The organism is Streptomyces sp. NBC_01210, assembly GCF_036010325.1.
Taxonomy (GTDB): domain Bacteria; phylum Actinomycetota; class Actinomycetes; order Streptomycetales; family Streptomycetaceae; genus Streptomyces.
On sequence record NZ_CP108549.1, the window covers coordinates 6,677,419 to 6,701,110 of the forward strand.

General features: G+C 69.0%; 26 protein-coding genes and 3 pseudogenes. 24 read left to right on the forward strand and 5 right to left on the reverse strand.

From position 1 onward, the window contains the following. Positions 1-94 precede the first annotated feature (94 nt). The 18 genes and pseudogenes from proS to OG735_RS30590 all read left to right on the forward strand — a co-directional run bounded on the left by proS (position 95) and on the right by OG735_RS30590 (position 14,741). Positions 95-1,507, forward strand: a complete 1,413-nt coding sequence (gene proS / locus OG735_RS30505) for a proline--tRNA ligase (protein WP_327326341.1) — start codon at positions 95-97, stop codon at positions 1,505-1,507. A gap of 226 nt (positions 1,508-1,733) precedes the next feature. After that, positions 1,734-2,327 (forward strand): hypothetical protein, encoded by a 594-nt coding sequence (locus OG735_RS30510; protein WP_327326342.1) that lies wholly within the window; start codon positions 1,734-1,736, stop codon positions 2,325-2,327. Positions 2,328-2,547: 220 nt separating this feature from the next. Next, complete coding sequence (gene rpsP, locus OG735_RS30515; RefSeq protein ID WP_327326343.1) at positions 2,548-2,985, forward strand: 30S ribosomal protein S16; 438 nt, start codon at positions 2,548-2,550, stop codon at positions 2,983-2,985. A 2-nt stretch (positions 2,986-2,987) separates the two neighbouring features. After that, a complete protein-coding gene (locus OG735_RS30520) occupies positions 2,988-3,227 on the forward strand; it encodes an RNA-binding protein (RefSeq protein ID WP_005311361.1) in 240 nt (79 codons plus the stop codon). Positions 3,228-3,404: 177 nt separating this feature from the next. Further along, positions 3,405-3,962 (forward strand): ribosome maturation factor RimM, encoded by a 558-nt coding sequence (rimM, locus tag OG735_RS30525; RefSeq protein ID WP_327326344.1) that lies wholly within the window; start codon positions 3,405-3,407, stop codon positions 3,960-3,962. Continuing rightward, on the forward strand, positions 3,962-4,783 hold the full coding sequence (trmD, locus tag OG735_RS30530; RefSeq protein ID WP_327326345.1) for a tRNA (guanosine(37)-N1)-methyltransferase TrmD: 822 nt from the start codon (positions 3,962-3,964) through the stop codon (positions 4,781-4,783). Before rimM ends, trmD begins: the two co-directional genes overlap by 1 nt. Before the next feature lie 131 nt (positions 4,784-4,914). Next, positions 4,915-5,265, forward strand: coding sequence for a 50S ribosomal protein L19 (gene rplS, locus OG735_RS30535; protein ID WP_327326346.1), 351 nt, complete (start codon positions 4,915-4,917; stop codon positions 5,263-5,265). A 71-nt stretch (positions 5,266-5,336) separates the two neighbouring features. Continuing rightward, complete coding sequence (gene lepB / locus OG735_RS30540; protein ID WP_327326347.1) at positions 5,337-6,164, forward strand: signal peptidase I; 828 nt, start codon at positions 5,337-5,339, stop codon at positions 6,162-6,164. Further along, positions 6,157-7,207: pseudogene (lepB, locus tag OG735_RS30545) on the forward strand (signal peptidase I); the annotation flags it as partial. The gene lepB (OG735_RS30540) and the pseudogene lepB (OG735_RS30545), both read left to right, overlap by 8 nt. Next, on the forward strand, positions 7,131-8,096 hold the full coding sequence (lepB, locus tag OG735_RS30550; RefSeq protein ID WP_442812631.1) for a signal peptidase I: 966 nt from the start codon (positions 7,131-7,133) through the stop codon (positions 8,094-8,096). The pseudogene lepB (OG735_RS30545) and the gene lepB (OG735_RS30550), both read left to right, overlap by 77 nt. Before the next feature lie 77 nt (positions 8,097-8,173). Then, entirely contained in the window at positions 8,174-8,944 is a 771-nt protein-coding gene (lepB, locus tag OG735_RS30555) for a signal peptidase I (protein WP_327326349.1), read from the forward strand. Continuing rightward, entirely contained in the window at positions 8,901-9,422 is a 522-nt protein-coding gene (locus tag OG735_RS30560; protein ID WP_442812517.1) for an NUDIX hydrolase, read from the forward strand. The genes lepB (OG735_RS30555) and OG735_RS30560 overlap by 44 nt, the downstream gene beginning before the upstream one ends. Before the next feature lie 55 nt (positions 9,423-9,477). After that, positions 9,478-9,786, forward strand: a complete 309-nt coding sequence (locus OG735_RS30565; RefSeq protein WP_003965949.1) for a DUF2469 domain-containing protein — start codon at positions 9,478-9,480, stop codon at positions 9,784-9,786. Positions 9,787-9,885: 99 nt separating this feature from the next. Then, complete coding sequence (locus tag OG735_RS30570) at positions 9,886-10,248, forward strand: YraN family protein (protein WP_327326351.1); 363 nt, start codon at positions 9,886-9,888, stop codon at positions 10,246-10,248. A 1-nt stretch (position 10,249) separates the two neighbouring features. After that, positions 10,250-11,866 carry a YifB family Mg chelatase-like AAA ATPase gene (locus OG735_RS30575; protein WP_327326352.1) on the forward strand — a complete coding sequence of 539 codons (1,617 nt, stop codon included), beginning with the start codon at positions 10,250-10,252 and terminating at the stop codon, positions 11,864-11,866. Further along, positions 11,866-13,035: a DNA-processing protein DprA gene (gene dprA / locus OG735_RS30580; RefSeq protein ID WP_327326353.1), complete on the forward strand. Its 1,170-nt coding sequence runs from the start codon at positions 11,866-11,868 to the stop codon at positions 13,033-13,035. Before OG735_RS30575 ends, dprA begins: the two co-directional genes overlap by 1 nt. A gap of 241 nt (positions 13,036-13,276) precedes the next feature. Beyond that, positions 13,277-14,113, forward strand: coding sequence for an RNA polymerase sigma factor WhiG (gene whiG / locus OG735_RS30585; protein WP_326652901.1), 837 nt, complete (start codon positions 13,277-13,279; stop codon positions 14,111-14,113). Between the two features lie 70 nt (positions 14,114-14,183). Next, positions 14,184-14,741: a TetR/AcrR family transcriptional regulator gene (locus tag OG735_RS30590; RefSeq protein ID WP_327328511.1), complete on the forward strand. Its 558-nt coding sequence runs from the start codon at positions 14,184-14,186 to the stop codon at positions 14,739-14,741. Positions 14,742-15,051: 310 nt separating this feature from the next. On the opposite strand, the pseudogene OG735_RS30595 reads toward OG735_RS30590, so the two are convergent. Then, positions 15,052-15,558 (reverse strand): annotated as a pseudogene (locus tag OG735_RS30595) (peptidoglycan DD-metalloendopeptidase family protein); the annotation flags it as partial. Positions 15,559-15,773: 215 nt separating this feature from the next. Here OG735_RS30595 and rpsB point away from each other — a divergent pair. The 5 genes from rpsB (at position 15,774) to OG735_RS30620 (ending at position 20,378) form a co-directional block, all read left to right on the forward strand. Continuing rightward, positions 15,774-16,697, forward strand: coding sequence for a 30S ribosomal protein S2 (gene rpsB, locus OG735_RS30600; protein ID WP_327326354.1), 924 nt, complete (start codon positions 15,774-15,776; stop codon positions 16,695-16,697). 104 nt (positions 16,698-16,801) lie between these two features. Further along, positions 16,802-17,638: a translation elongation factor Ts gene (gene tsf / locus OG735_RS30605; RefSeq protein WP_327326355.1), complete on the forward strand. Its 837-nt coding sequence runs from the start codon at positions 16,802-16,804 to the stop codon at positions 17,636-17,638. A gap of 160 nt (positions 17,639-17,798) precedes the next feature. Continuing rightward, complete coding sequence (pyrH, locus tag OG735_RS30610; RefSeq protein ID WP_327328512.1) at positions 17,799-18,584, forward strand: UMP kinase; 786 nt, start codon at positions 17,799-17,801, stop codon at positions 18,582-18,584. A 124-nt stretch (positions 18,585-18,708) separates the two neighbouring features. Further along, the gene (gene frr / locus OG735_RS30615) at positions 18,709-19,266 is read left to right on the forward strand and encodes a ribosome recycling factor (RefSeq protein WP_326652908.1); all 558 of its coding nucleotides are present in this window, start codon (positions 18,709-18,711) and stop codon (positions 19,264-19,266) included. Continuing rightward, positions 19,266-20,378 carry a phosphatidate cytidylyltransferase gene (locus tag OG735_RS30620; RefSeq protein WP_327326356.1) on the forward strand — a complete coding sequence of 371 codons (1,113 nt, stop codon included), beginning with the start codon at positions 19,266-19,268 and terminating at the stop codon, positions 20,376-20,378. Before frr ends, OG735_RS30620 begins: the two co-directional genes overlap by 1 nt. Before the next feature lie 298 nt (positions 20,379-20,676). On the opposite strand, the gene OG735_RS30625 is transcribed toward OG735_RS30620, so the two are convergent. The 4 genes and pseudogenes from OG735_RS30625 to OG735_RS30640 all read right to left on the reverse strand — a co-directional run bounded on the left by OG735_RS30625 (position 20,677) and on the right by OG735_RS30640 (position 22,226). Continuing rightward, entirely contained in the window at positions 20,677-21,159 is a 483-nt protein-coding gene (locus OG735_RS30625) for a DUF1203 domain-containing protein (RefSeq protein ID WP_327326357.1), read from the reverse strand. Positions 21,160-21,271: 112 nt separating this feature from the next. Next, positions 21,272-21,397: pseudogene (locus tag OG735_RS30630) on the reverse strand (SAM-dependent methyltransferase); the annotation flags it as partial. 242 nt (positions 21,398-21,639) lie between these two features. Beyond that, the gene (locus OG735_RS30635; protein WP_327326358.1) at positions 21,640-21,858 is read right to left on the reverse strand and encodes a hypothetical protein; all 219 of its coding nucleotides are present in this window, start codon (positions 21,856-21,858) and stop codon (positions 21,640-21,642) included. Between the two features lie 26 nt (positions 21,859-21,884). Next, complete coding sequence (locus OG735_RS30640) at positions 21,885-22,226, reverse strand: DUF6233 domain-containing protein (protein ID WP_327326359.1); 342 nt, start codon at positions 22,224-22,226, stop codon at positions 21,885-21,887. Positions 22,227-22,484: 258 nt separating this feature from the next. Here OG735_RS30640 and rlmN point away from each other — a divergent pair, with 258 nt between their 5' ends. Continuing rightward, complete coding sequence (gene rlmN, locus OG735_RS30645) at positions 22,485-23,591, forward strand: 23S rRNA (adenine(2503)-C(2))-methyltransferase RlmN (RefSeq protein ID WP_327326360.1); 1,107 nt, start codon at positions 22,485-22,487, stop codon at positions 23,589-23,591. Positions 23,592-23,692 lie beyond the last annotated feature (101 nt).

The window sequence follows — 23,692 nt, forward strand, 5'->3', positions numbered from 1 at the left end:
GGGGCGTATGGCAATGCTTGTGTGCCCCGCGCGTGCGCCCCCGGGTAGCTGGCCGATTCACGTCTCGCACCCGTGTCGCCGTACGATGCGCGCCATGGCAAAGGCACCCGTTCTCACGCCCCAGGCGGAAGATTTCCCACGCTGGTACCAGGACCTGATCAACAAGGCCGAACTGGCGGACAACGGCCCGGTGCGCGGCACCATGGTCATCCGACCGTACGGATACGGCCTGTGGGAGCGGATGCAGCAGGAGATGGACGCCCGCATCAAGGACGCGGGTGCCCAGAACGCCTACTTCCCGCTCTTCATCCCTCAGTCTTACCTGACAAGGGAAGCTGAGCATGTCGAGGGCTTCGCGCCCGAGCTCGCGGTCGTCACGCACGGTGGCGGAAAGGAGCTCGACGAGCCCGTCGTCGTGCGCCCCACCTCCGAGACGATCATCAACGAGTACTTCTCGAAGTGGATCCAGAGCTACCGCGATCTCCCGCTGCTGATCAACCAGTGGGCCAATGTGGTCCGTTGGGAGATGCGCCCGCGCGTCTTCCTCCGTACGACGGAGTTCCTCTGGCAGGAGGGCCACACCGCCCACGCCACCTACGAGGACGCCCGCGACTTTGCCGCATACATCCACCGGGAGGTGTACGCGGACTTCATGATCAACGTCCTCGGCATCGATGTGGTGCTCGGCCGCAAGACGCCCAAGGAGCGCTTCGCCGGAGCCATCAACACCCTCACGCTCGAAGGCATGATGGGCGACGGCAAGGCCCTGCAGATGGGTACGAGCCACGAGCTCGGCACCAACTTCTCCAAGGCGTTCAACACCACGTATCTGTCGAAGGACGGCAAGCAGGAGCTGGCCTGGCAGACCTCCTGGGGCACTTCCACCCGGATGGTCGGCGGCCTGATCATGTCGCACGGCGACGACAACGGACTGCGCGTCCCGCCGCGTCTGGCGGCCGTACAGGTCGTCGTCATGGCCATCAAGGGCGACGAAGCGGTCGCCAAGGTCCGCGAGATCGGCGATCGGCTGAAGGCCGCGGGCCTGCGCGTCCAGGTCGACGACCGCACCGACACGCCCTTCGGCCGCCGCGCGGTCGACTGGGAGCTCAAGGGCGTTCCGGTGCGGATCGAGATCGGCCCGCGCGATCTGGAGGCGGGCACCGCGATGCTGGCCCGTCGCATTCCGGGCGGCAAGGAGCCGGTACGGATCGAGGCACTGGCCGAGTTGCTGCCGAGGGTTCTCGAGGAGGACCAGGCGCAGTTGCTGAAGGAATCGCGGGACCGTCGCGAGTCTCGTACGACTGATGTGACAACGATCGAGGAGGCCGCCGAGGCCGCGGTCGCCGGCGGCTGGGCCCGTATCCCGTGGTCGACGCTGGGCCACGAGGGCGAGGCCGAGCTCGCCGAGCAGGCCGTGTCCGTACGATGTCTGGTCGCCGAGGACGGGTCGGTGCCCGACGCCGACGACGCCCCGGGTACTGTCGCGATCGTGGCCCGCGCCTACTGACGCGCACGCGCCCCGCAGAGCAACTGACGCCCCGGCGCGCGGACTTCGTCTACGCGCTGGGGCGTACGCGCCGCTACGTACCACCTTGATGCGAGCTGCGAAGCTTCTCCGCAGATCAGCGCACCCGCCCTCGTCAGGGCGCATCAATGGCAACTGACGGGTACGTGCAAATTATTTGGGATGCCCCGGAATGGAACCCGCGAGCGTTCCGGCTCGTTATCACGACGTGAGCACGACACCACCTGTTCTCGCCGCAGAGCTGGCACAGGCGTGGGCCGATATTCAGCGGCACCACCCCGAGCTGCCGGATCTTGCCGCGCCCGAGTCCCTGATCGGAGAGTCCTCGTCCGCCTGCGGCGCCGAGCTCTCCTTCGAGCGACTGCTTCACGAGGCAGTCCACGGCATCGCCGCCGCCAGAGGTGTCCGCGACACCTCACGCGCCGGCCGCTACCACAACCGCCGATTCCTGGCGATCGCCGAGGAGATGGGCCTGGACCATGTTGATGAGCCGCATCCCAGCAGCGGTTTCTCGCTGGTCGCGCTCAATCCCGAGGCGAAGCGGCGGTACCGCCCCACCATCGAGAGACTTCAGCGCGCCCTCAAGGCGCACACGGTGGCCACGGCCGCCGACACCAAGCGCAGCTTCCGCGGGCCCGCTGCCCGCCACGGCTCCTCCGGCGGCGGGGTGCGCGTCAAGGCTGTCTGCGACTGCGGCCGCAATGTCCGGGTCGTACCCTCGGTCCTCGCCCAGGCGCCGATCGTCTGCGGAGGCTGCGGCAAGCCCTTCCGTATCCCGGAGGTAGTGGGCGCGGCGAGCTGACCGCGTCCGCCGGCCGGGATCGCGCCGCTGACGGGGGCGGTGCGACGCAGGCCGGGCGAGAGCGCACCGCAGGTGTGTGGCACAATGGCTAGCTGTACTCGACAGCCGCACAGGAACCCTCTCGCCTCCGGCTGACGCGTCCATCGGGCACCCGAGTACCGCAACCCCACGTGGCATCTCGTTGTGCCCAACCACGTCAAGACCAGGAGACACCACTCCAGTGGCAGTCAAGATCAAGCTGAAGCGTCTGGGCAAGATCCGTTCGCCTCACTACCGCATCGTCGTCGCCGACTCCCGTACCCGCCGTGACGGCCGGGCCATCGAGGAGATCGGTCTGTACCACCCGGTGCAGAACCCCTCGCGCATCGAGGTCAACTCGGAGCGTGCGCAGTACTGGCTGTCCGTCGGCGCCCAGCCGACCGAGCCGGTCCTCGCGATCCTGAAGCTCACCGGTGACTGGCAGAAGCACAAGGGCCTGCCGGCCCCGGCGCCGCTGCTGGTCGCGGAGCCGAAGGACAAGCGCGCCGCGTTCGAGGCCTTCAGCAAGGCCCTCGAGGGCGACGAGCCGAAGGGTGAGGCGATCACCCCGAAGGCGAAGAAGGCTGACAAGAAGGCAGACGCGGCCGAGGCTGCGTCCACCGAGTCGACCGAGGCCTGAGCATGCTCGAGGAGGCTCTCGAGCACCTCGTGAAGGGCATCGTCGACAACCCGGACGATGTGCAAGTGGCCTCGCGCAATCTGCGCCGTGGTCGCGTGCTCGAGGTCCGGGTACACCCCGACGATCTCGGTAAGGTGATCGGCCGTAACGGCCGCACCGCACGCGCCCTGCGCACCGTCGTGGGCGCCATCGGCGGCCGTGGCATCCGCGTCGACCTTGTCGACGTGGACCAGGTTCGCTGACATACGCAACACCGGCACGGGCCGGGGAGGGCCTTCGGTCCTTCCCGGCTCGTGGCTGTTTGCGCGCCCGTGGCTGTTTGCGACCATGAGCCCACGACCGCAATCATCAATCGAGGAACCACGACGGTGGGAACCCGGTCCGCGAGAGCGGCGGCGGTTCAGCCGCAAAGGAGTGCAGTGCAGCTGGTAGTCGCGCGGATCGGCCGCGCCCACGGGATCAAGGGCGAGGTCACCGTCGAGGTGCGTACGGACGAGCCGGAGCTGCGGCTCGGGCCCGGAGCCGTACTGGCCACCGACCCGGCCTCCGCCGGACCGCTGACCATCGAGACCGGCCGGGTGCACAGCGGCCGGCTGCTGTTGCGCTTCGAGGGCGTACGGGACCGCAATGCCGCCGAAGCCCTGCGCAACACCCTGCTCATCGCCGAGGTGGACCCCGAGGAGCTCCCGGAGGACCCCGAGGAGTTCTACGACCACCAACTGATGGACCTCGACGTGGTCCTCGTGGACGGCACTGAAATCGGCCGGATCACCGAGATCAGCCATCTGCCCTCGCAGGACCTGTTCATCGTCGAACGGCCGGACGGCAGCGAGCTGATGATCCCCTTCGTCGAGGCGATCGTGACCGAGATCGACCTCGAGAAGCAGCGCGCCGTCATCAGCCCGCCGCCGGGGCTGATCGACGAGAGCGAGGCCGAGATCGCTTCGTCGAGGGACGCGTCGGAGGACGACGCCTGATGCGGCTCGACGTCGTCACGATCTTCCCCGAGTACCTGGAACCGCTGAACGTCTCGCTTGTCGGCAAAGCACGCGCGCGTGGGCAGCTTGATGTCCATGTGCACGATCTGCGGGAGTGGACGTACGACCGGCACAACACCGTCGACGACACCCCCTACGGCGGCGGTCCCGGCATGGTGATGAAGACCGAGCCCTGGGGCGACTCCCTCGACGAGGTGCTGGCGAGCGGCTACGAGGCCGGCGCGCACGGCCCCGTCCTGGTCGTCCCCACCCCCAGCGGCCGCCCCTTCACCCAGGAGCTCGCCGTCGAGCTCTCCGAGCGGCCATGGCTGATTTTCACCCCCGCCCGCTACGAAGGCATCGACCGCCGGGTCATGGACGAGTACGCGACCCGGATGCCGGTCCACGAGGTGTCCATCGGCGACTACGTCCTGGCCGGCGGCGAGGCGGCCGTACTGGTGATCACGGAGGCAGTGGCCCGGCTGCTGCCCGGTGTCCTCGGCAACGCCGAGTCGCACCGGGACGACTCCTTCGCACCCGGCGCGATGGCCAATCTGCTGGAGGGACCCGTCTATACCAAGCCGCCCGAGTGGCGCGGGCGCGCGATTCCGGACGTGCTGGTCAGCGGGCACCACGGCAAGATCGCGCGGTGGCGGCGGGACGAGGCGTTCCGTCGCACAGCCCTCAACAGGCCCGATCTGATCGAGCGTTGCGACCCGGCTGCCTTCGACAAGAAGGACCGGGAGATCCTCTCCATCCTGGGCTGGTCACCGGAGCCCGGCGGCCGATTTTGGCGCAGGCCCGAGGCCGTGGAAGAATAGGCCGCTGCTGTACGTCCAGTCGGCGCCCCTGCCACAGGGGGAACGACGCCCGCTCGACGCGAACAGCACCCTGACTCTCATCTCGATCATTCCGCTGATGACCTGTGGCATCGGCGAGGAAGCAGACCAACATGGCTCACCTGCTCGACAACGTCAACGCGGCTTCGCTGCGCAGCGACGTCCCCGCCTTCCGTCCCGGCGACACCGTGAACGTCCACGTGCGCGTCATCGAGGGCAACCGCTCGCGTATCCAGCAGTTCAAGGGCGTTGTCATCCGCCGCCAGGGCTCGGGCGTCAGCGAGACCTTCACGGTCCGCAAGGTCTCCTTCTCCGTCGGCGTCGAGCGCACCTTCCCGGTGCACAGCCCGATCTTCGAGAAGATCGAGCTCGTCACCCGCGGTGACGTCCGTCGCGCCAAGCTCTACTACCTGCGCGAACTGCGCGGCAAGGCTGCCAAGATCAAGGAGAAGCGCGACAACTGAGCTCCGGCTCACACTTCGCGCTCAGCTTGGGAGCAACCCAGTCACAGGGCGGCCGGATAGGCTCTGGGCCGATGGACACCGAAGCGAAGCACACGGAGCGCGACCGCTCTTCCGCCCCCGAAGCCGGGGGAGAGGGAGAGGGGTCGCGCTTCGCGCGTTCCGCGGATCCCTCCGGGCGGCGTTCCTCGCGGCCGTCCGGAGGGCTGGGTAAACGTCTCTCCGGGCTGTCCTGGCGTACGGCGGGGCTACTCGGCGTCGCCTGCACGGTGCTCGTGCTGCTGTTCAGTCATTTCGTGCTGCAGCCCTTCCAGATCCCCAGCCGCTCCATGGAGCCCACCCTGCAAGTCGGTGACCGGGTGCTGGTGAACAAGCTGGCGTACCGTTTTGGTTCCCAGCCCGAGCGGGGAGACGTCGTCGTCTTCGACGGCACGGGATCCTTCGTACAAGAGGGCGTGAAGGAAAATCCGGTCAGCACGCTGACGCGCGGGGCGCTCGCGGCGCTGGGGCTGGCCGAGCCGGCCGAGACCGACTTCGTGAAGCGCGTCGTGGGTGTGGGTGGTGACCGTGTGGTCTGCTGCGACAAAGGGGGCAGGGTCGAGGTGAACGGCGTACCGGTCGACGAGAGATATCTGCACCCCGATGACGTGCCTTCGGAGGTCCCCTTCGACATCGTCGTCCCCGAGGGCACACTGTGGGTCATGGGAGACCACCGGAGCAACTCCCGCGACTCCCGCGACCATCTCGGCGAGCCGGGCGGTGGCATGGTGCCCGTCGACAAGGTGATCGGGCGGGCGGACTGGATCGGCTGGCCGGTCGGCCGCTGGACCTCGCTGGAGCCGGCCGGGGCCTTCTCCCGCGTACCGGATCCGGGTCGAATGCCGGGCGGAGCCCATGGGTAGCCGCGGGCGTAGTGCGAGCCACCGGGCCGACACCCGGCTGCCCACCGGGACACGGCCCACGGACGGCGCCAGGCCGCTGCCGGGCCGCGCGGAGCGGCGCAGGCTGGCACAGAAGGTGAAGCGCAAGCGCCGCCGGTCGGCCGTGAAGGAAATACCCCTTCTGATCACCGTGGCGCTGATGATCGCCCTGGTCCTCAAGACATTTCTGGTGCAGGCCTTCGTGATCCCGTCGGGCTCGATGGAGCAGACGATCCGGATCCAGGACCGCGTGCTGGTGGACAAGCTCACGCCGTGGTTCGGCTCGAAGCCGCAGCGCGGCGATGTCGTCGTCTTCAAGGACCCTGGCGGCTGGCTGCCGCCGAATGAGCAGCAGAAGGAAGACCCGATCGGCGTCAAGCAGGTCAAGCAGGGGCTGACCTTCATCGGCCTGCTGCCTTCGGACGACGAGCAGGACCTGATCAAGCGGGTGGTCGCGGTCGGCGGGGACACCGTCAAGTGCTGCGACAAGGACGGTCGGATCACCGTCAACGGCGTACCGCTCATCGAGCCGTATCTGAACCCCGGCAACGTTCCCTCGACGATCAAGTTCGAGGTCAAGGTGCCGGCCGGGCGGATATTCGTGATGGGTGACCACCGGTCCAATTCGGCCGACTCGCGCTTCCACCTCGACGAGAAGGACCGCGGCACGGTTTCGGAGGGCGAGGTCGTCGGCCGCGCGGTCGTCATCGGCTGGCCCATCGGCCACTGGCGGAAGCTGGAGGAGCCGGAGACGTACACATCCGTGCCGAACGCGCGCGCCGGGGCGACTTCGGCACTCCGTGGGTCGAATAGTGTGTCCCCTCAGGATCTGAACGGAATGATCCTGCTCCCGAGCCCTGCGGAACTCCCGCTCGTTATGGGAGTGGTGGGCCTGTTCCGACTTCGGGGCAGGCGGTTCGCACGGAGTGAGGAGTGGATGTGGGGGATGTGGCGGTCGGCGCACGATCCGGACACGACGAGCCCGAGGAGAGGCCCGGGAAGCTCGACGAGTCAACCCCGGCCGTGACACACGATTCGGCCGGGACACCGGGGACCCCCGGGGCGACGGGTGCTGAGGGCGCCGAGAGGGCTGATGACGCCGAGATGGCTGAGGGCGGACCGTCGGTGGGCAGTGGTACGGGACAGAAGAAGCAGCGATCCTTCTGGAAGGAACTGCCGCTCCTGATCGGTATCGCGCTGCTTCTCGCGCTCCTGATCAAAACGTTCCTGGTGCAGGCGTTCTCGATCCCCTCGGACTCGATGCAGAACACTCTGCAGCGGGGCGACCGGGTGCTGGTGGACAAGCTCACCCCGTGGTTCGGCTCGGAGCCCGAGCGCGGCGAGGTCGTGGTCTTCCACGATCCGGGCGGCTGGCTGGACGGTGAACCCACCCCCAACCCGAACGCCGTGCAGAAATTCCTCAGCTTCATCGGCCTGATGCCGTCGGCCGAGGAGAAGGACCTGATCAAGCGGACGATCGCGGTTGCCGGTGACACGGTGGAGTGCAAGAAGGGCGGCCCGGTCAAGGTCAACGGGAAGGCGCTGGTCGAGCCGTACATCTTCCCCGGTGACACTCCCTGTGACGACCAGCCCTTCGGCCCGTTCAAGGTGCCCAAGGACCGGATCTGGGTGATGGGCGACCACCGCCAGAACTCCCAGGACTCCCGGTACCACATGGCAGATGCGCGCGGTGGCTTCGTCCCGGTCGACAAGGTCGTCGGGCGCGCTGTCGTGGTCGCCTGGCCGGTCAATCGCTGGGCCACCCTGTCGGTGCCGGACACCTTCGACCAGCCCGGAATCAACGCCGCTGCGGCTGTTCTGCCTGCGGCTCCTGCGGCGATGGGCCTCGCGGGAGCGCTGCCGATCGTGCTCTGGCGCAGGAGGAGGCTGACCGGCGGGCGTACCGCCGGGTAGGGTGCCGTCCCAGATCGCCGATCCCCGAGGTTGACTCGACTCTCGGGGACCGAATCTCCGAAGTGGGGAGCGCTGGGATGAGCAATACAGGACGTACGGAAGACGGCCGCGGCCGGCTCGGCAATGCACTGTCGGGCCTGGCCGTGGCCGTCGGCTGTGTGCTCTTCCTCGGAGGGTTCATCTGGGGAGCCGTGGTGTACCAGCCGTACACCGTGCCGACCGACTCGATGTCGCCGACCGTCGCGGCGGGCGACCGGGTCCTGGCGCAGCGGATAGACGGCGAGGAGGTACGGCGCGGGGACATCGTGGTCTTCCGCGACAAGCAGTGGGGCGATATGCCGATGGTGAAGCGTGTCGTCGGCGTGGGTGGTGACGCGATCGCGTGCTGCGGCGACGGTGGCCGGCTGACCGTCAACGGCAAGGCGATCGAAGAACCGTATTTGCTCGCCAAGGGGCCGGCCTCGAACAGCTTTACGGCGACGGTGCCCAAGGGGCAGCTGTTCCTGCTCGGCGACGAGCGTATGGGCTCGCTGGACTCGCGCGTACACCTCCAGGACCCGGGACATGGGTCGGTGCCGCGCTCGGCGGTCACGGCCCGGCTGGACGCCATCGCCTGGCCGCTGGACGGCGGCCTGCTGGACCGGCCGCAGGGTTTCGCGGCGCTGCCGGGCGGGGTGTCGCAGCCGGGGCCGGTGAAGCTGGTGTTCGGTTCGGTGGTGATCGGCGCCCTGCTGATCGTGGGCGGGGCGGCATACGGTCCGATCGCCCGGCGGCTGTCGAAGCAGCGGCGAGGGGCCTCGGGCAGTGGCGGCAGCGGACGCGGGAAAGCGACTGCCGGTGTCGGATGAGCGGCGGAAGGTCGCACGGGTGGTTCTGCTGGACCCTCAGGACCGCATTCTGCTGATGCACGGATACGAGCCTGAGGACCCGGCCGACAGCTGGTGGTTCACCCCGGGCGGCGGCCTGGAGGGCGACGAGACCCGGGAAGAGGCCGCGCTGCGCGAGCTGGCGGAGGAGACCGGGATCACAGAGGTGGAGCTGGGGCCGGTGCTGTGGCGCCGGACCTGCTCGTTCCCGTTCGACGGACGCCGCTGGGACCAGGACGAGTGGTACTTCCTGGCACGTACGACGCAGACGGCGACCGCCCCGAGAGGGCTGACGGAGCTTGAGCAGCGCAGTGTCGCGGGGCTGAGGTGGTGGACCTCCGCCGAACTGTCGGCGGCGCGTGAGACGGTGTATCCGACCAAGCTCGCCGAGCTGCTGCGTACGCTGCTCGACGAGGGTCCTCCGAGCGCGCCGGTGGTCCTGGCCCCCGAAATCGTCTAGGGGCGCGGGGGGCTGGCGCACAATAGGGGGACGCAAGGCTGAAGGGGAACATGCCATGAGCGCCGAGGACCTCGAGAAGTACGAGACCGAGATGGAGCTGAAGCTCTACCGGGAGTACCGAGATGTCGTCGGGCTGTTCAAATATGTGATCGAGACCGAGCGTCGTTTCTACCTCACCAATGATTACGAGATGCAGGTGCACTCGGTGCAGGGCGAGGTCTTCTTCGAAGTCTCGATGGCGGATGCCTGGGTCTGGGACATGTACCGACCGGCGAGGTTCGTCAAGCAGGTGCGGGTACTCACGTTCAAGGACGTGAATATTGAGGAGCTCAACAAGAGCGATCTCGAGCTTCCGGGTGGCTGATCCCCGGGTGGCTGAGTTATCCACAACGGGCGGGTTGTCCACCAAGATCCACTGGTGAGGATCTGACGCGTCACAGTCGGTGCCGGAGGTGGTGCCGAGATGAACGCGACGGGGGCACTGGGGCGGTACGGCGAGGAGCTGGCGGCGAGGCTGCTGGCGGAAGCCGGTATGACGGTGCTGGCGCGCAACTGGCGCTGCGGGCGGGCCGGTGAGATCGACATCGTCGCCCGGGACGGCGACGCGGTGGTCGTCTGCGAGGTCAAGACCCGCAGGGCGGGCTGCTTCGAGCATCCGATGGCCGCGGTCACGCCGAGAAAGGCGGAGCGGCTGAGGCGGCTGGCCGAGTGCTGGCTGGAGAGGCACGGCGGGCCGCCGCCCGATGGGGTCCGCATCGATCTCGTGGGAGTGGTGCTGCCCAGACGTGGTGCGCCGCTCGTCGAGCATGCGCGGGGGGTGGCCTGAGATGGGGTTCGCGCGGGCGTGTTCCGTGGCGCTGGTGGGTGTCGAGGGCGTGGTCGTCGAGGTCCAGGCGGACCTGGAGCCGGGCGTGGCTGCGTTCACGCTGGTGGGGCTGCCGGACAAGAGCCTGGTGGAGAGCCGGGACCGGGTCAGGGCGGCGGTGGTGAACTCCGGTGCGGAGTGGCCGCAGAAGAAGCTCACGGTGGGGCTCAGCCCGGCATCCGTGCCCAAGAGCGGCAGTGGATTTGATCTCGCTGTGGCTTGCGCCGTACTGGGGGCGGCGGAGCGCATCGACCCGAAGGACATCGCCGATCTGGTGCTGATCGGGGAGCTGGGCCTGGACGGTCGTGTGCGGCCGGTGCGCGGAGTGCTGCCGGCCGTCCTCGCCGCGGCCGAGGCCGGCTACCGGCAGGTGGTCGTCCCGGAGCAGACCGCGGGGGAGGCCTCACTGGTACCGGGGGTCTCCGTGCTCGGCGTACGGAGTCTGCGACAGCTCATCGCCGTACTGACCAATGAACCGGTGCCGGAGGAGGAGCCGGCTCCGGAAGGCAGTCCGGACGCGATGCTGGCCGGGCTGATGGTGCCCGGCGCGGGGGTGGGCACCGGGCTCGCGTTGGAGCCGGTGGACGGCCCCGACCTGGCCGATGTCGCCGGGCAGCGCAAGGCACGCACGGCGTTGGAGGTCGCCGCGGCGGGCGGCCACCATCTGCTGCTGCACGGACCGCCGGGTGCCGGCAAGACGATGTTGGCGGAGCGGCTGCCCGGGGTGCTGCCACCGCTGACACGGCGGGAGTCCCTGGAGGTCACCGCGGTGCACTCGGTGGCGGGCATTCTGCCGCCGGGTGAGCCGCTGGTACGTACGCCGCCCTATTGCGCGCCGCACCATTCGGCGACGATGCAGTCGCTCGTCGGCGGTGGCAACGGACTGCCGCGGCCCGGCGCGGTGTCGCTGGCGCACCGGGGCGTGCTGTTCCTCGACGAGACTCCCGAATTTTCCGGCAAGGCGCTGGACGCTCTTCGGCAGCCGCTCGAATCCGGGCATGTGGTGGTGGCGCGGAGCGCGGGAGTGGTGCGGCTGCCCGCCCGTTTCCTGATGGTCCTCGCGGCCAATCCATGCCCTTGCGGACGGCACACCCTGCATGGCGCGGGGTGCGAATGCCCGCCGTCGGCGATCCGCCGCTACCAGGCGCGGTTGTCCGGACCGTTGCTCGACCGCGTCGATCTGCGCGTCGGAGTCGAGCCGGTCGACCGAGGCGATCTGCTGGGCCAGGGCGGTCGCGGCGAGCCGACGGCGGCCGTTGCGGCACGGGTACGGGCCGCGAGGGAACGCACCGCGGCCCGGCTGCAGGGCACCCCGTGGACCGTCAACAGTGAGGTACCCGGCCATGAGCTGCGTACGCGCTGGCCGGTAGCGGCCGGGGCGCTGGCCGCGGCCGAGCGGGACATGGAGCGCGGCCTGCTCACGGCCCGCGGCCTGGACCGGGTGCTGCGGGTGGCGTGGACGATCGCGGACCTCGCCGGGAGGGACCGGCCGCAGGAGTACGACGTGGATCTGGCCCTGGAGCTGCGTACAGGCATCTCGCGAGGCGTACCCACGGCGGTCGGCGGGGGAGGGCAGTGATGCCGGGCTCGGGAGCGGGGGACGAGGAGCGGGTGGCGCGGGCAGCGCTGACTCGGGTGATCGAGCCGGGTGACGAGCACGGCGGGCGGTGGTTGCGCGAGATCGGGGCCAGGGAGCTCATGGCCAGGCTCACCTCGCCGGAGTACGAGGAGTCGGCACTGACCGGCGCTTCGGCGCGACGGCTGGCGGGCTACCGGATACGGGCGACGGGGGTCGAGCCCGACCGCGATCTGGCGGCGGTCGCCGCGGTCGGCGGCCGCTTCCTCTGCCCCGGCGACCAGGAGTGGCCCACCCAGCTCGACGACCTCGGTGACGCCAGACCCATCGGGCTCTGGGTGCGTGGCCGTTCCGACCTGCGGAAATGGGCGCTCCGTTCGGTCGCAGTCGTCGGGGCCAGGGCCTGTACGCCGTACGGCGCTCATATGGCGGCCAGCCTCGGCGCGGGGCTCGCCGAGCGCGGCTGGGTCGTGGTGTCGGGTGCCGCCTTCGGGGTCGACGGCTCGGCGCATCGAGGCGCACTGGCCGCGGGCGGGGCCACCGTCGCCGTGCTCGCCTGCGGGGTCGATGTCGTCTATCCGCGCGGTCATGCCGAGTTGATCGGGCGGATCGCGGAACAGGGCCTGGTCATTGGGGAGTTGGCGCCGGGCGACCACCCGACACCCAGCAGATTCATCCTCCGGAACCGGGTGATCGCCGCGCTCACCAGGGGCACTGTCGTCGTGGAGGCCGAGTACCGCAGCGGTTCGCTGGTGACCGCACGCAGTGCGCAGAAGCTGGGCCGCTTCACGATGGGAGTCCCGGGGCCCGCCACCAGCGGGCTCTCGGCCGGCGTGCATGCACTGCTGCGGGGTGAGGGCGTGCTGGTCACCGACGCCGCCGAAGTGGCGGAGCTGGTGGGCGACATCGGAGACCTCGCTCCCGACCGCCGGGGACCCGTGCTTCCCAGGGATCTGCTGGATCCCGTGAGCGCACGGGTTCTTGAAGCGCTACCGGCCCGTGGTGCGGTCGCCGGAGCGCAGGTGGCCCGTGGTGCGGGGACGACGGCGGACGAGACGCTCGGCAGGCTGTACGAACTGCACTCGCTGGGTTTTGTCGAACGGCACGGCGACAGCTGGCAGTTGACGCGGAGCGCGATCCGCGGCTCGAACGCGCGGCGAGGCGGTACTTGACCTGGAGCATTCGGGTGAAAAGGTGATGCCGATGACCTTTGGAGCCCTGTCGATGGCACCTGAGGGGCCGATGCGCGCGGTGTCGGCCCCGGTTCGAAGGTGTGGCCGACGGCAGATACCCGCACAGGTTCGTTCCCCCGTCCTTCGCCCACCGCGACACCGCAGTCACGCTACGCTCACCAGAATTCCGGCCCAGACGCTCGTCCCCTCCCCATCACAGCAGAACGGCTCAAGGCAACGCATGCCCCAGCACACCTCCGGGTCTGACCGCGCGGCAGTGCCCCCCGCTGCCCGTGGCACGGTGCGGCCCCCCGCTCCCTCGTCGCTCGAGGAGCTGTGGCGGTCGTACAAGGCCACGGGTGACGAGCGGCTGCGGGAGCAGTTGATCCTTCACTACTCGCCACTGGTGAAGTACGTCGCGGGCCGGGTGAGCGTGGGACTGCCGTCCAATGTTGAACAAGCGGACTTCGTCTCCTCCGGAGTATTCGGCCTCATCGACGCCATCGAGAAGTTCGATATCGACCGGTCGATCAAGTTCGAGACGTACGCCATCACCCGCATCCGCGGCGCGATGATCGACGAACTCCGCGCCCTGGACTGGATCCCGCGCTCCGTTCGGCAGAAGGCCAGGGCCGTGGAGCGCGCTTATGCCACGCTCGAGGCTCAGCTGAGACGTACGCCCTCTGAGTGCGAGGTCGCCACCGAGATGGGCATCGCCGTCGAGGAACTCCACGCGGTTTTCAGCCAGTTGTCGCTGGCGAACGTCGTCGCGCTGGAGGAGCTGCTGCATGTCGGCGGCGAAGGCGGCGACCGGCTCAGCCTGATGGACACCCTTGAGGACACCGCCGCTGACAACCCGGTGGAGGTGGCCGAGGACCGGGAACTGCGGCGGCTGCTCGCCCGCGCCATCAACACACTGCCGGAGCGCGAAAAAACCGTCGTCACCCTCTACTACTACGAGGGCCTCACCCTCGCCGAGATCGGCAATGTCCTCGGCGTCACGGAGAGCAGAGTCAGCCAGATCCATACAAAGTCGGTTCTGCAACTCCGCGCGAAGCTGGCCGACGTCGGGCGCTGACGCGAATCTTCCCTGCGACGTCCGCAGTCATCCGTAGAGTGGAGGCGTGCCCAGGATTCGAGCGGCCTCCGTGGCCGAGCACCGGACGATGCAGCGAGGCGCCCTGCTGGATGCCGCGCGCTCCCTCCTGTCCGAAGGCGGTACGGAGGCGTTGAGCTTCCCCGCCCTCGCCGAGCGCACCGGCCTGGCCAGGTCCTCCGTCTACGAGTACTTCCGCTCGCGCGCCGCGGTCGTCGAAGAGCTCTGCGCGGTCGACTTCCCCGTCTGGGCGGCGGAGGTCGAGGCCGCGATGGAGCGGGCGGACACGGCCGAGGGCAAGGTCGAGGCGTACGTACGCCAGCAACTGGAGCTCGTCGGGGACCGTCGCCACCGGGCCGTCGTCGCGATCTCCGCCAGCGAGCTGGACGCGGGGGCGCGGGAGAAGATCCGTGCCGCGCACGGCGGGCTGATCGCCATGATCGTCGAGGCGCTCGGAGAGCTGGGCCAGGACCAGCCGCGGCTTGCGGCGATGCTGCTGCAGGGCGTCGTGGACGCCGCGGTCCGCCGTATCGAACTCGGCGCGGCAGAGGACCCGGCGAAGATCGCCGACGCGGCCGTGTCCATGGCGCTGCGGGGCGTACAGGGCTGACTCCGCGCGGGCCGCCACTCCACGGCCGCCGATGTGTCACGACGGCCGTGACCAGGAGCAGTACCGCGTGGAGCGCGTCCCCGGGCCCCGCGCCTGCAGTCCTCGCGCCCCCGGGCTCCGCGACCGCAGCCCCCGCGACCGCAGGCGCGGCATGCGCCGCCGATGGTGCCGCTTCCGGTGCCGGGACGCCGATGAGCGGGAGCAGCCGGGACGGGCCGCGGCGCAGCAGCCAGGGCGGCAGCAGGGACAGCGGATCCAGATACTCCGTGCCGCGCAGCAGACCCCAGTGCAGGCAGCCCGCGGCACAGTGCGACGGTCCCGGGGCGACCGTGGCCACCACCTGGCCGGCGCTCACCGCCGTGCCCTCCGGCAGGAGCGGGCGGACCGGCTCGTATGTCGTGCGCAGCGGCGGCCGGCCTGTACCGGTGAGGACGATGGAGAGCACTCCGCGGCCCGCGACCAGGCCCGCGAACGAGACCCGGCCGGGTGCCGCGACCCGTACCGGGGTGCCCGGCGGCGCGGCCAGATCCACTCCGCGGTGCCCCGGCCCGTACACGGACGCCGGCGGCTCCCAGCCCCGTACGACCGCGGGGCGCGGCGGCCCCAGCGGCCAGCCCCGGTCGCGGTCGGCGGCCGGGGCCACGCCCGCGCCCACGACGAGCAGGGCCAAGGCGAGCAGCGGGACGAGCAGTCTGCGGTCCATGCGGCGGTCCATGAGGCCGTCCATGAGGCCGTCCATTGAGTGGTCCATGATGCGGTAGATGACGCGGTACATGGCACAGACCGTCCCGCGGATCACCGCCACCGCGCTGATCATGGTCCGGATCTGTGGAGTACTGACGGGTTGTGGACAGCGCCGTCACCCGGCACCGCCCCGGTCCCGTACACTTCTCATGGCGATCCGGGTCACCGGGTCGACTTCGCACGCCCCGCCACCACACCCTCAGCGGTCGGTGGCCGCGCTCCTCGGTCCCTTGTGGCACGGCGCGTCGGGGCGTCAGGACATAACCGAGAATCCAAGGAGATACGGCCATGGCCGTCGTCACGATGCGGGAGCTGCTGGAAAGCGGCGTCCACTTCGGTCACCAGACCCGTCGTTGGAACCCGAAGATGAAGCGATTCATCTTCACGGAGCGCAACGGCATCTACATCATCGACCTGCTCCAGTCGCTGTCGTACATCGACCGCGCCTACGAGTTCGTCAAGGAGACCGTCGCCCACGGCGGCTCCATCATGTTCGTCGGTACCAAGAAGCAGGCCCAGGAGGCCATCGCCGAGCAGGCGACGCGCGTTGGTATGCCGTACGTCAACCAGCGTTGGCTGGGCGGCATGCTCACCAACTTCTCCACCGTCTACAAGCGCCTTCAGCGTCTGAAGGAGCTTGAGCAGATCGACTTCGAGGATGTGGCCGCGTCCGGCCTCACCAAGAAGGAGCTCCTGGTCCTCTCCCGCGAGAAGGCCAAGCTGGAGAAGACCCTCGGTGGTATCCGCGAGATGCAGAAGGTGCCGAGCGCCGTCTGGATCGTCGACACCAAGAAGGAGCACATCGCCGTCGGTGAGGCGCGCAAGCTCCACATCCCGGTCGTCGCGATCCTCGACACCAACTGCGACCCCGACGAGGTCGACTACAAGATCCCGGGCAACGACGACGCGATCCGCTCCGTCACCCTGCTCACCCGCGTGATCGCCGACGCCGTCGCCGAGGGCCTCATCGCCCGTTCCGGCGTCGCCACCGGTGACTCCAAGCCGGGCGAGAAGGCCGCCGGCGAGCCCCTCGCCGAGTGGGAGCGCGACCTCCTCGAGGGCGAGAAGAAGGCCGACTCCGACGAGGCTGCCGAGGCCGAGAAGCCGGCCGAGGCCCCCGCCGCCGAGGCCGCTGCTGAGGCCCCCGCCGCCGAGGCTGCTGCTGAGGCTCCGGCCGCCGAGGCCCCGGCCGCGGACGCCGAGCAGGCCTGACCTCACAGGTTCGGTAGTTGACGGCGGGGGACGGTGCCATGCACCGGCCCCCGCCGCTCACCCGTAGATCTTCGACTTTCGACTTTCGAGAGAGATTCAAGGACATGGCGAACTACACCGCCGCTGACGTCAAGAAGCTCCGTGAGCTCACCGGCGCCGGCATGATGGACTGCAAGAAGGCCCTGGACGAGGCCGACGGCAACGTCGACAAGGCCGTCGAGCTGCTCCGCGTCAAGGGCCAGAAGGGCGTCGCCAAGCGCGAGGGCCGCAGCGCGGAGAACGGCGCCGTCGTCTCCCTCATCTCCGAGGACAAGACCTCCGGCGTTCTGCTCGAGCTGAAGTGCGAGACGGACTTCGTCGCCAAGGGTGAGAAGTTCCAGGCCGTCGCCAACACGCTCGCCGCGCACGTGGCCGAGTCCTCCCCGGCCGACATCGAGGCGCTGCTCGCCTCCGAGATCGAGGCCGGCAAGACCGTCCAGGCGTACGTCGACGAGGCCAACGCCAACCTCGGCGAGAAGATCGTCCTCGATCGCTTCGCGCAGTTCTCCGGCGGCTACGTGGGTGTGTACATGCACCGCACCATGCCCGACCTCCCGCCGCAGGTCGGCGTCCTGGTCGAGCTGGACAAGGAGAACGCAGAGATCGCCAAGGACGTCGCGCAGCACATCGCCGCGTTCGCGCCGAAGTACCTCTCCCGCGACGAGGTTCCGGCCGACGTCGTCGAGAACGAGCGCCGCGTCGCCGAGGCCACCTCGCGCGAGGAGGGCAAGCCCGAGGCCGCCCTGCCGAAGATCGTCGAGGGGCGCGTCAACGGCTTCTTCAAGGAGGTCACCCTCCTCGACCAGCCGTTCGCCAAGGACAACAAGAAGTCCGTCCAGAAGGTTCTGGACGAGGCCGGTGTCACGCTGAAGCGCTTCTCGCGCATCCGCGTCGGCGCCTGAGCCGTACGCGATCGACACGGGAGCCCGCTAGGGTTTCCCACGCAGTCATCGGCCGCGTAGGCGCCGGACGACCGCAGATCTGACGAGGAGGCCATTGCCGACAGGGGACACCAGCACCCACCGGCAATGGCCTTCCTCGTATGTGCACGAGGAGATCTCCATGAACAAGGGCGCGCACGCCAACCAGGCTGCCGACGACAAGAGCGACGACCAGGACGGCAAGAAGATCGGGCGCTTCATGCTGAAGCTGTCCGGTGAGGCGTTCGCCGGCGGCGGGGCGCTCGGCGTCGACCCCGACGTCGTACACGCCATGGCGCGCGAGATCGCGGCGGTCGTCCGCGACGGCGCGGAGATCGCGGTCGTCATCGGCGGCGGCAACTTCTTCCGCGGGGCCGAGCTCCAGCAGCGGGGCATGGACCGGGCCCGCTCCGACTACATGGGCATGCTCGGTACGGTGATGAACTGCCTCGCTCTCCAGGACTTCCTGGAGAAGGAGGGCATCGACTCGCGCGTCCAGACCGCCATCACCATGGGCCAGGTCGCGGAGCCCTACATCCCGCTGCGCGCTGTGCGTCACCTGGAGAAGGGCCGCGTCGTCATCTTCGGCGCCGGTATGGGTATGCCGTACTTCTCCACCGACACCACCGCCGCCCAGCGCGCCCTGGAGATCGACGCCGAGGCCCTGCTGATGGGCAAGAACGGTGTCGACGGGGTCTATGACTCCGACCCCAAGACCAACCCCGACGCGGTGAAGTTCGATGCGCTGGAGTACGGCGAGGTGCTCTCCCGCAACCTCAAGGTCGCCGACGCCACCGCCATCACGCTCTGCCGCGACAACAACCTTCCGATCCTTGTCTTCGAACTGCTCACCGCAGGCAATATCGCTCGCGCCGTCAAGGGTGAGAAGATCGGCACTCTCGTGAGCGACCAGGGCACCCGGGCCTGACTCGGGCGAGTCCCTCGAGGGATGGACAAAGCCCTGCCGGTCGGACACCGTGCAGGGGAACGCGACACAGGTTCCGCCGGCCCTGTTGCACGCCGGGCCTACTCAAGACACGCAGGAGCAAGTGGTGATCGAAGAGACCCTCCTCGAGGCCGAGGAGAAGATGGAGAAGGCCGTCCTGGTCGCCAAGGATGACTTCGCCGCGATCCGCACCGGACGTGCGCACCCGGCGATGTTCAACAAGATCGTGGCGGACTACTACGGTGCGCTGACCCCGATCAACCAGCTGGCCTCGTTCTCGGTTCCCGAGGCGCGCATGGCCGTGGTGACCCCGTTCGACAAGACCGCACTGCGCAATATCGAGCAGGCGATCCGCGACTCCGACCTCGGCGTCAACCCGAGCAACGACGGCAATATCATCCGGGTGGTGTTCCCCGAGCTCACTCAGGACCGCCGCAAGGAGTACATCAAGGTCGCCAAGACCAAGGCCGAGGACTCCAAGATCTCGATCCGCTCCGTCCGCCGCAAGGCAAAGGAGACGATCGACAAGCTGATCAAGGACGGCGAGGTCGGCGAGGACGAGGGCCGCCGCGCGGAGAAGGAGCTCGACGACACCACCGCGAAGTACGTCGCGCAGGTGGACGAGCTGCTCAAGCACAAGGAAGCCGAGCTGCTCGAGGTCTGATGAACGACTCTTCCTGGGGGGCCCCGCCGAGAGCCGGTTACTGGGGGCCGCCCGACCAGGGGCCTGCCCCGGCGGGTCCCGCATACGATGAGCATGACGCACAGCAGACTCGGCCCATGCCCATCGTGCCGGACTTTCCCGACGCAGGTAGAGACGCCGATGACCCTGACGACGGCGACGACCGCAACGACCGCGACCGGGGGGCCGCTCGGCTGAGTGGTCCCCTGTCCCGCGACGAGATGCCGCAGGAGCCCATGCCCACCCCGCCGCCGGCGGCACCCGAGCCGCCGCAGAAGAAGCGGGCCGGCCGTGATCTACGGGCGGCCATAGGGGTAGGCGTCGGCCTCGGCGCGGTGATCGTCGCGTCGCTCTTCATCGTCAAGGCCGTGTTCGTCGGCGTGATAGCGGTCGCCGTCGTGGTCGGGCTCTGGGAACTGACGTCCCGGCTCGAGGAGCGCAAGCAGATCAAGGCACCGCTGGTGCCCCTCGCGGTCGGCGGCGCGGCGATGGTTGTGGCCGGCTATGTGCGCGGTGCGGAGGGCGCATGGGTCGCCATGGCGCTCACGGCGCTCGCGGTGCTGGTCTGGCGGATGACCGAACCGCCCGAGGGTTATCTGAAAGACGTCACGGCGGGCGTCTTCGCCGCGTTCTATGTGCCTTTCCTGGCGACGTTCGTCGCGATGATGCTCACCGCGGACGACGGGCCGCAGCGGGTACTCACCTTCCTGGTGCTGACGGTGGTCAGCGACACGGGTGCGTACGCCGTCGGCTGGCGCTTCGGCAAGCACAAGCTCGCGCCGCGCATCAGCCCCGGGAAGACTCGCGAAGGCCTGCTCGGCGCGGTGGCGTTCGCGATGGCGGCGGGCGCGCTGCTCATGGAGTTCGTGATCGACAACGGCACCTGGTGGCAGGGGTTGCTGCTAGGCTTCGCGGTCGCGGCCAGCGCCACGCTGGGTGACCTGGGCGAGTCGATGATCAAGCGAGACCTGGGCATCAAGGACATGGGTACGCTGCTGCCGGGCCACGGCGGCATCATGGACCGGCTCGACTCGCTGCTGCCGACGGCTCCGGTCGTCTGGCTACTGATGGTGATCTTCGTAGGTGGCGGCTGACCTGCGCGTTCGTATGTGAGGCGTTGATGAGGGGTTCGTTGTCCACAGGGCGGCGGGCCCCTCTTCTTCCTGTGGCTGGGGCGGGCGGCCGTACCGGCTTACCCAGGCTAGAGCCAGGCCCTCCAGGACAAGGAACAGCACGCGGTCCTGGGACTCGGCGGAAGTGCGGAGTCCCAGGGCTCGCTTCTTCAACGGCACTAGCTCGGCCATGTGCAGAGTGTGGGCGATCGCATCGGCCGCAGCGGGACCGCGGCCCATCGGCGCGACTGTTGCGGACGCCGGCCGGTGCGACCCCTCCCTATCCGGCGCGGGTGATCGTGAACATGTAGCAGCCCCAGGCGACGTTGCGGCTGTGGATCTGCACCACGTCAGGCTCCGCGAGCAGCTCAGCGATGGCTCCCTCTGGATCCTGGCCGTCGTGCACTCTGGTCGCGTCGTGGATCCAGCCGCGAGCATCGTATGCCCGCAGCACCTGAGGACGTCCGCGCCAGTCCGGCGGATAGCTGTTGACGTCGGCGGGTCCCGCGCAGGGGGCAGCGTGTGCGAGCACGGCGCCGACCTCACGGTAGGGGCTGGCCGGGAGCGGCGGCTGGTAACCGAAGAGCAGCAGGTCTTCGCCGGACTCGGCGTTGCCCAGACAGCAGCGGAGAGGATCGCCGCCCTCGGCGGTGATGCGCTCCACACGATTCCCGAAGGCGTCGACTCCACTGGCGCGCACCCTGTCCAGCACCTCAGCGGGCAGAGCACGGACGCGGAAGGCGACTGTCGATGTCGTAGTCATGCACCAAGACTCTCGACTCGGCATTGATCGCGCTGGCGGATATCAGACGTCACGTTCAAAGCAGGACGCGCAACCCCGCCCAAGAGAGCAAAGTTTGCCTGACGCGGCACTAGCTGATGAATGGCGTTCCGGATGCTCGCGCGCCTTCTTCACTCGCCTGCAGGCCGGGGCGATCGGCGTCATCGACAAGTTCGGTCGGCAGCAGGAACGTCATGGCGAGCGTCGAGCCGGGGGCGACGGCGTTGCTGCAGTCACCCCGGCGGGACGGTGAACGGCCGTGCAGGCCAAGCGCCTTCACGGTTGCGCTGTCGGCTGACTGCGGTAATGGGCGGTGCGGGCGTGGCTTGTAGGGCTGCGGATCAGAAGGTCACCACGCAGCACGCCGCGGATCGCCCCCTGCCGAAGCAGAGGTCAGCCACTTGAACTCGCCCTTGTCGGCGAACGCCTTGAACAACTCCCCAACAAGAAGGAGGGTCCGCTTCATGGCCAGTCGGCGTTGTACTCGTGTGGTCGGCCGCCCTGCCACTCCACCCATCGCGGATCGTCCAGCGCATCCCAGGCGTCGGGCAGGCCCGCGCGGCGCAGGAACTCGACCAGGTCGGCGTCGCTGTGGGCGAGGCCCGCGATCCGGGCGCGGATCGTCACCCGGCGGCCGCCCGCGCCGGCCACACGGTGTACGACGATCGGCGCACTGCTCATGCCTTCGGGCCGAGACGGTTCGCGGTTCACAGCACACCGAGGTCTGTGTCAGGTCGGCAGTACGGACACGCTGTGATGCCGTCTTCTGTAAGCGCGCGGAGTGCCTGCTCCCGGGTCAGCTGCTTCGTGGGTTTGCCGGCCATGTGGCAGTCGCTCGTGTGGACCGCGTCCGGGCTGGGTTTGCCGCCTGCTCGCAGCATCGACAGCTTCCACTCCGGCTCGGGCGGCGGCAGCGTGCGTGCCGTACGCGCGGCGGCTGCCTCCTGGCGCTCCAGCTCCGCGATGGATTGGTCAGTGCGGCGCAGCTGCCATACGAGCCACTGGCGGACGCTGCGCAGGCGCTCCAGGCGAGGCACTTCTTCGGACACGTGTTCGAGTCTAGGTCCCCGGGCTCCGGATCGACAGCGGCCACAGCGGGGGAGAGGTACGCCATGCCGTCGTCGGCGACCCCAGCGGTATCGCTCGCGTTCCCCATTGGCGTGCTGGCCAGCCAGAACGCGCTCCGACCCGGACCGTCTGCGGGCCGTCCGAGGGTGCCCGGCAGTGACCGGCAACGACCGTAAATGCCCACCCCGGGCGTCAACGGCCGCAGGTCATGAGATTTGGTCTGCGACACTGATAGGACCATGCCCAAGCCCGGAGAACTCACTTTTGTCGCGCCCCGCGGAGCCAAGAAGCCCCCGCGGCATCTCGCCGACCTCACGCCCGCCGAGCGCAAGGACGCCGTCGCCGCGATCGGCGAGAAGCCGTTCCGCGCCAAGCAGCTCTCGCAGCACTACTTCGCGCGGTACGCCCACGACCCGGCCCAGTGGACCGACATCCCCGCCGCCGCGCGCGAAAAGCTCGCCTCGGAGCTGCTGCCCGACCTGATGTCCGTCGTACGGCATATCTCGTGCGACGACGACACCACCCGCAAGACCCTGTGGCGGCTGCACGACGGCACGCTCGTCGAGTCCGTGCTGATGCGCTACCCGGACCGGGTGACGATGTGTATCTCGTCGCAGGCCGGCTGCGGGATGAACTGCCCCTTCTGTGCGACCGGTCAGGCCGGTCTCGACAGGAATCTGTCGACCGCCGAGATCGTGCACCAGATCGTCGACGGCATGCGCGCGCTGCGCGACGGCGAGGTGCCGGGCGGACCGGCGCGGCTGTCCAACATCGTCTTCATGGGGATGGGGGAGCCGCTCGCCAACTACAAGCGGGTCGTCGGCTCCATCCGCCGGCTCACCGACCCCGAGCCGGACGGCCTCGGTCTCTCCCAGCGCGGGATCACCGTCTCCACCGTCGGCCTGGTGCCCGCGATGCATCGCTTCGCCGACGAGGGCTTCAAGTGCCGTCTCGCCGTCTCGCTGCACGCGCCGGACGACGAACTGCGCGACACACTGGTCCCGGTCAATACGCGCTGGAAGGTCCGGGAGGTGCTGGACGCCGCCTGGGAGTACGCCGAGAAGTCGGGCCGCCGGATCTCCATCGAGTACGCGCTCATCCGCGATATCAACGACCAGGCGTGGCGGGGTGATCTGCTGGGCCGGCTGCTCAAGGGCAAGCGGGTCCATGTCAATCTGATCCCGCTGAACCCGACGCCGGGATCGAAGTGGACGGCTTCGCGGCCCGAGGACGAGAAGGCCTTTGTGGAGGCCATCGCGGCGCATGGGGTGCCGGTCACCGTCCGGGACACCCGTGGCCAGGAGATCGACGGAGCGTGCGGACAGCTGGCCGCTTCGGAGCGTTAGCGCCCGTGTAACCTGGCTTGAAACATCTACATATTCCGACAGGGGAGCGCCACAGCGCTGAGAGTGCGACGTCGGGCTTGGTAAATCAAGCCCAGTGGTCG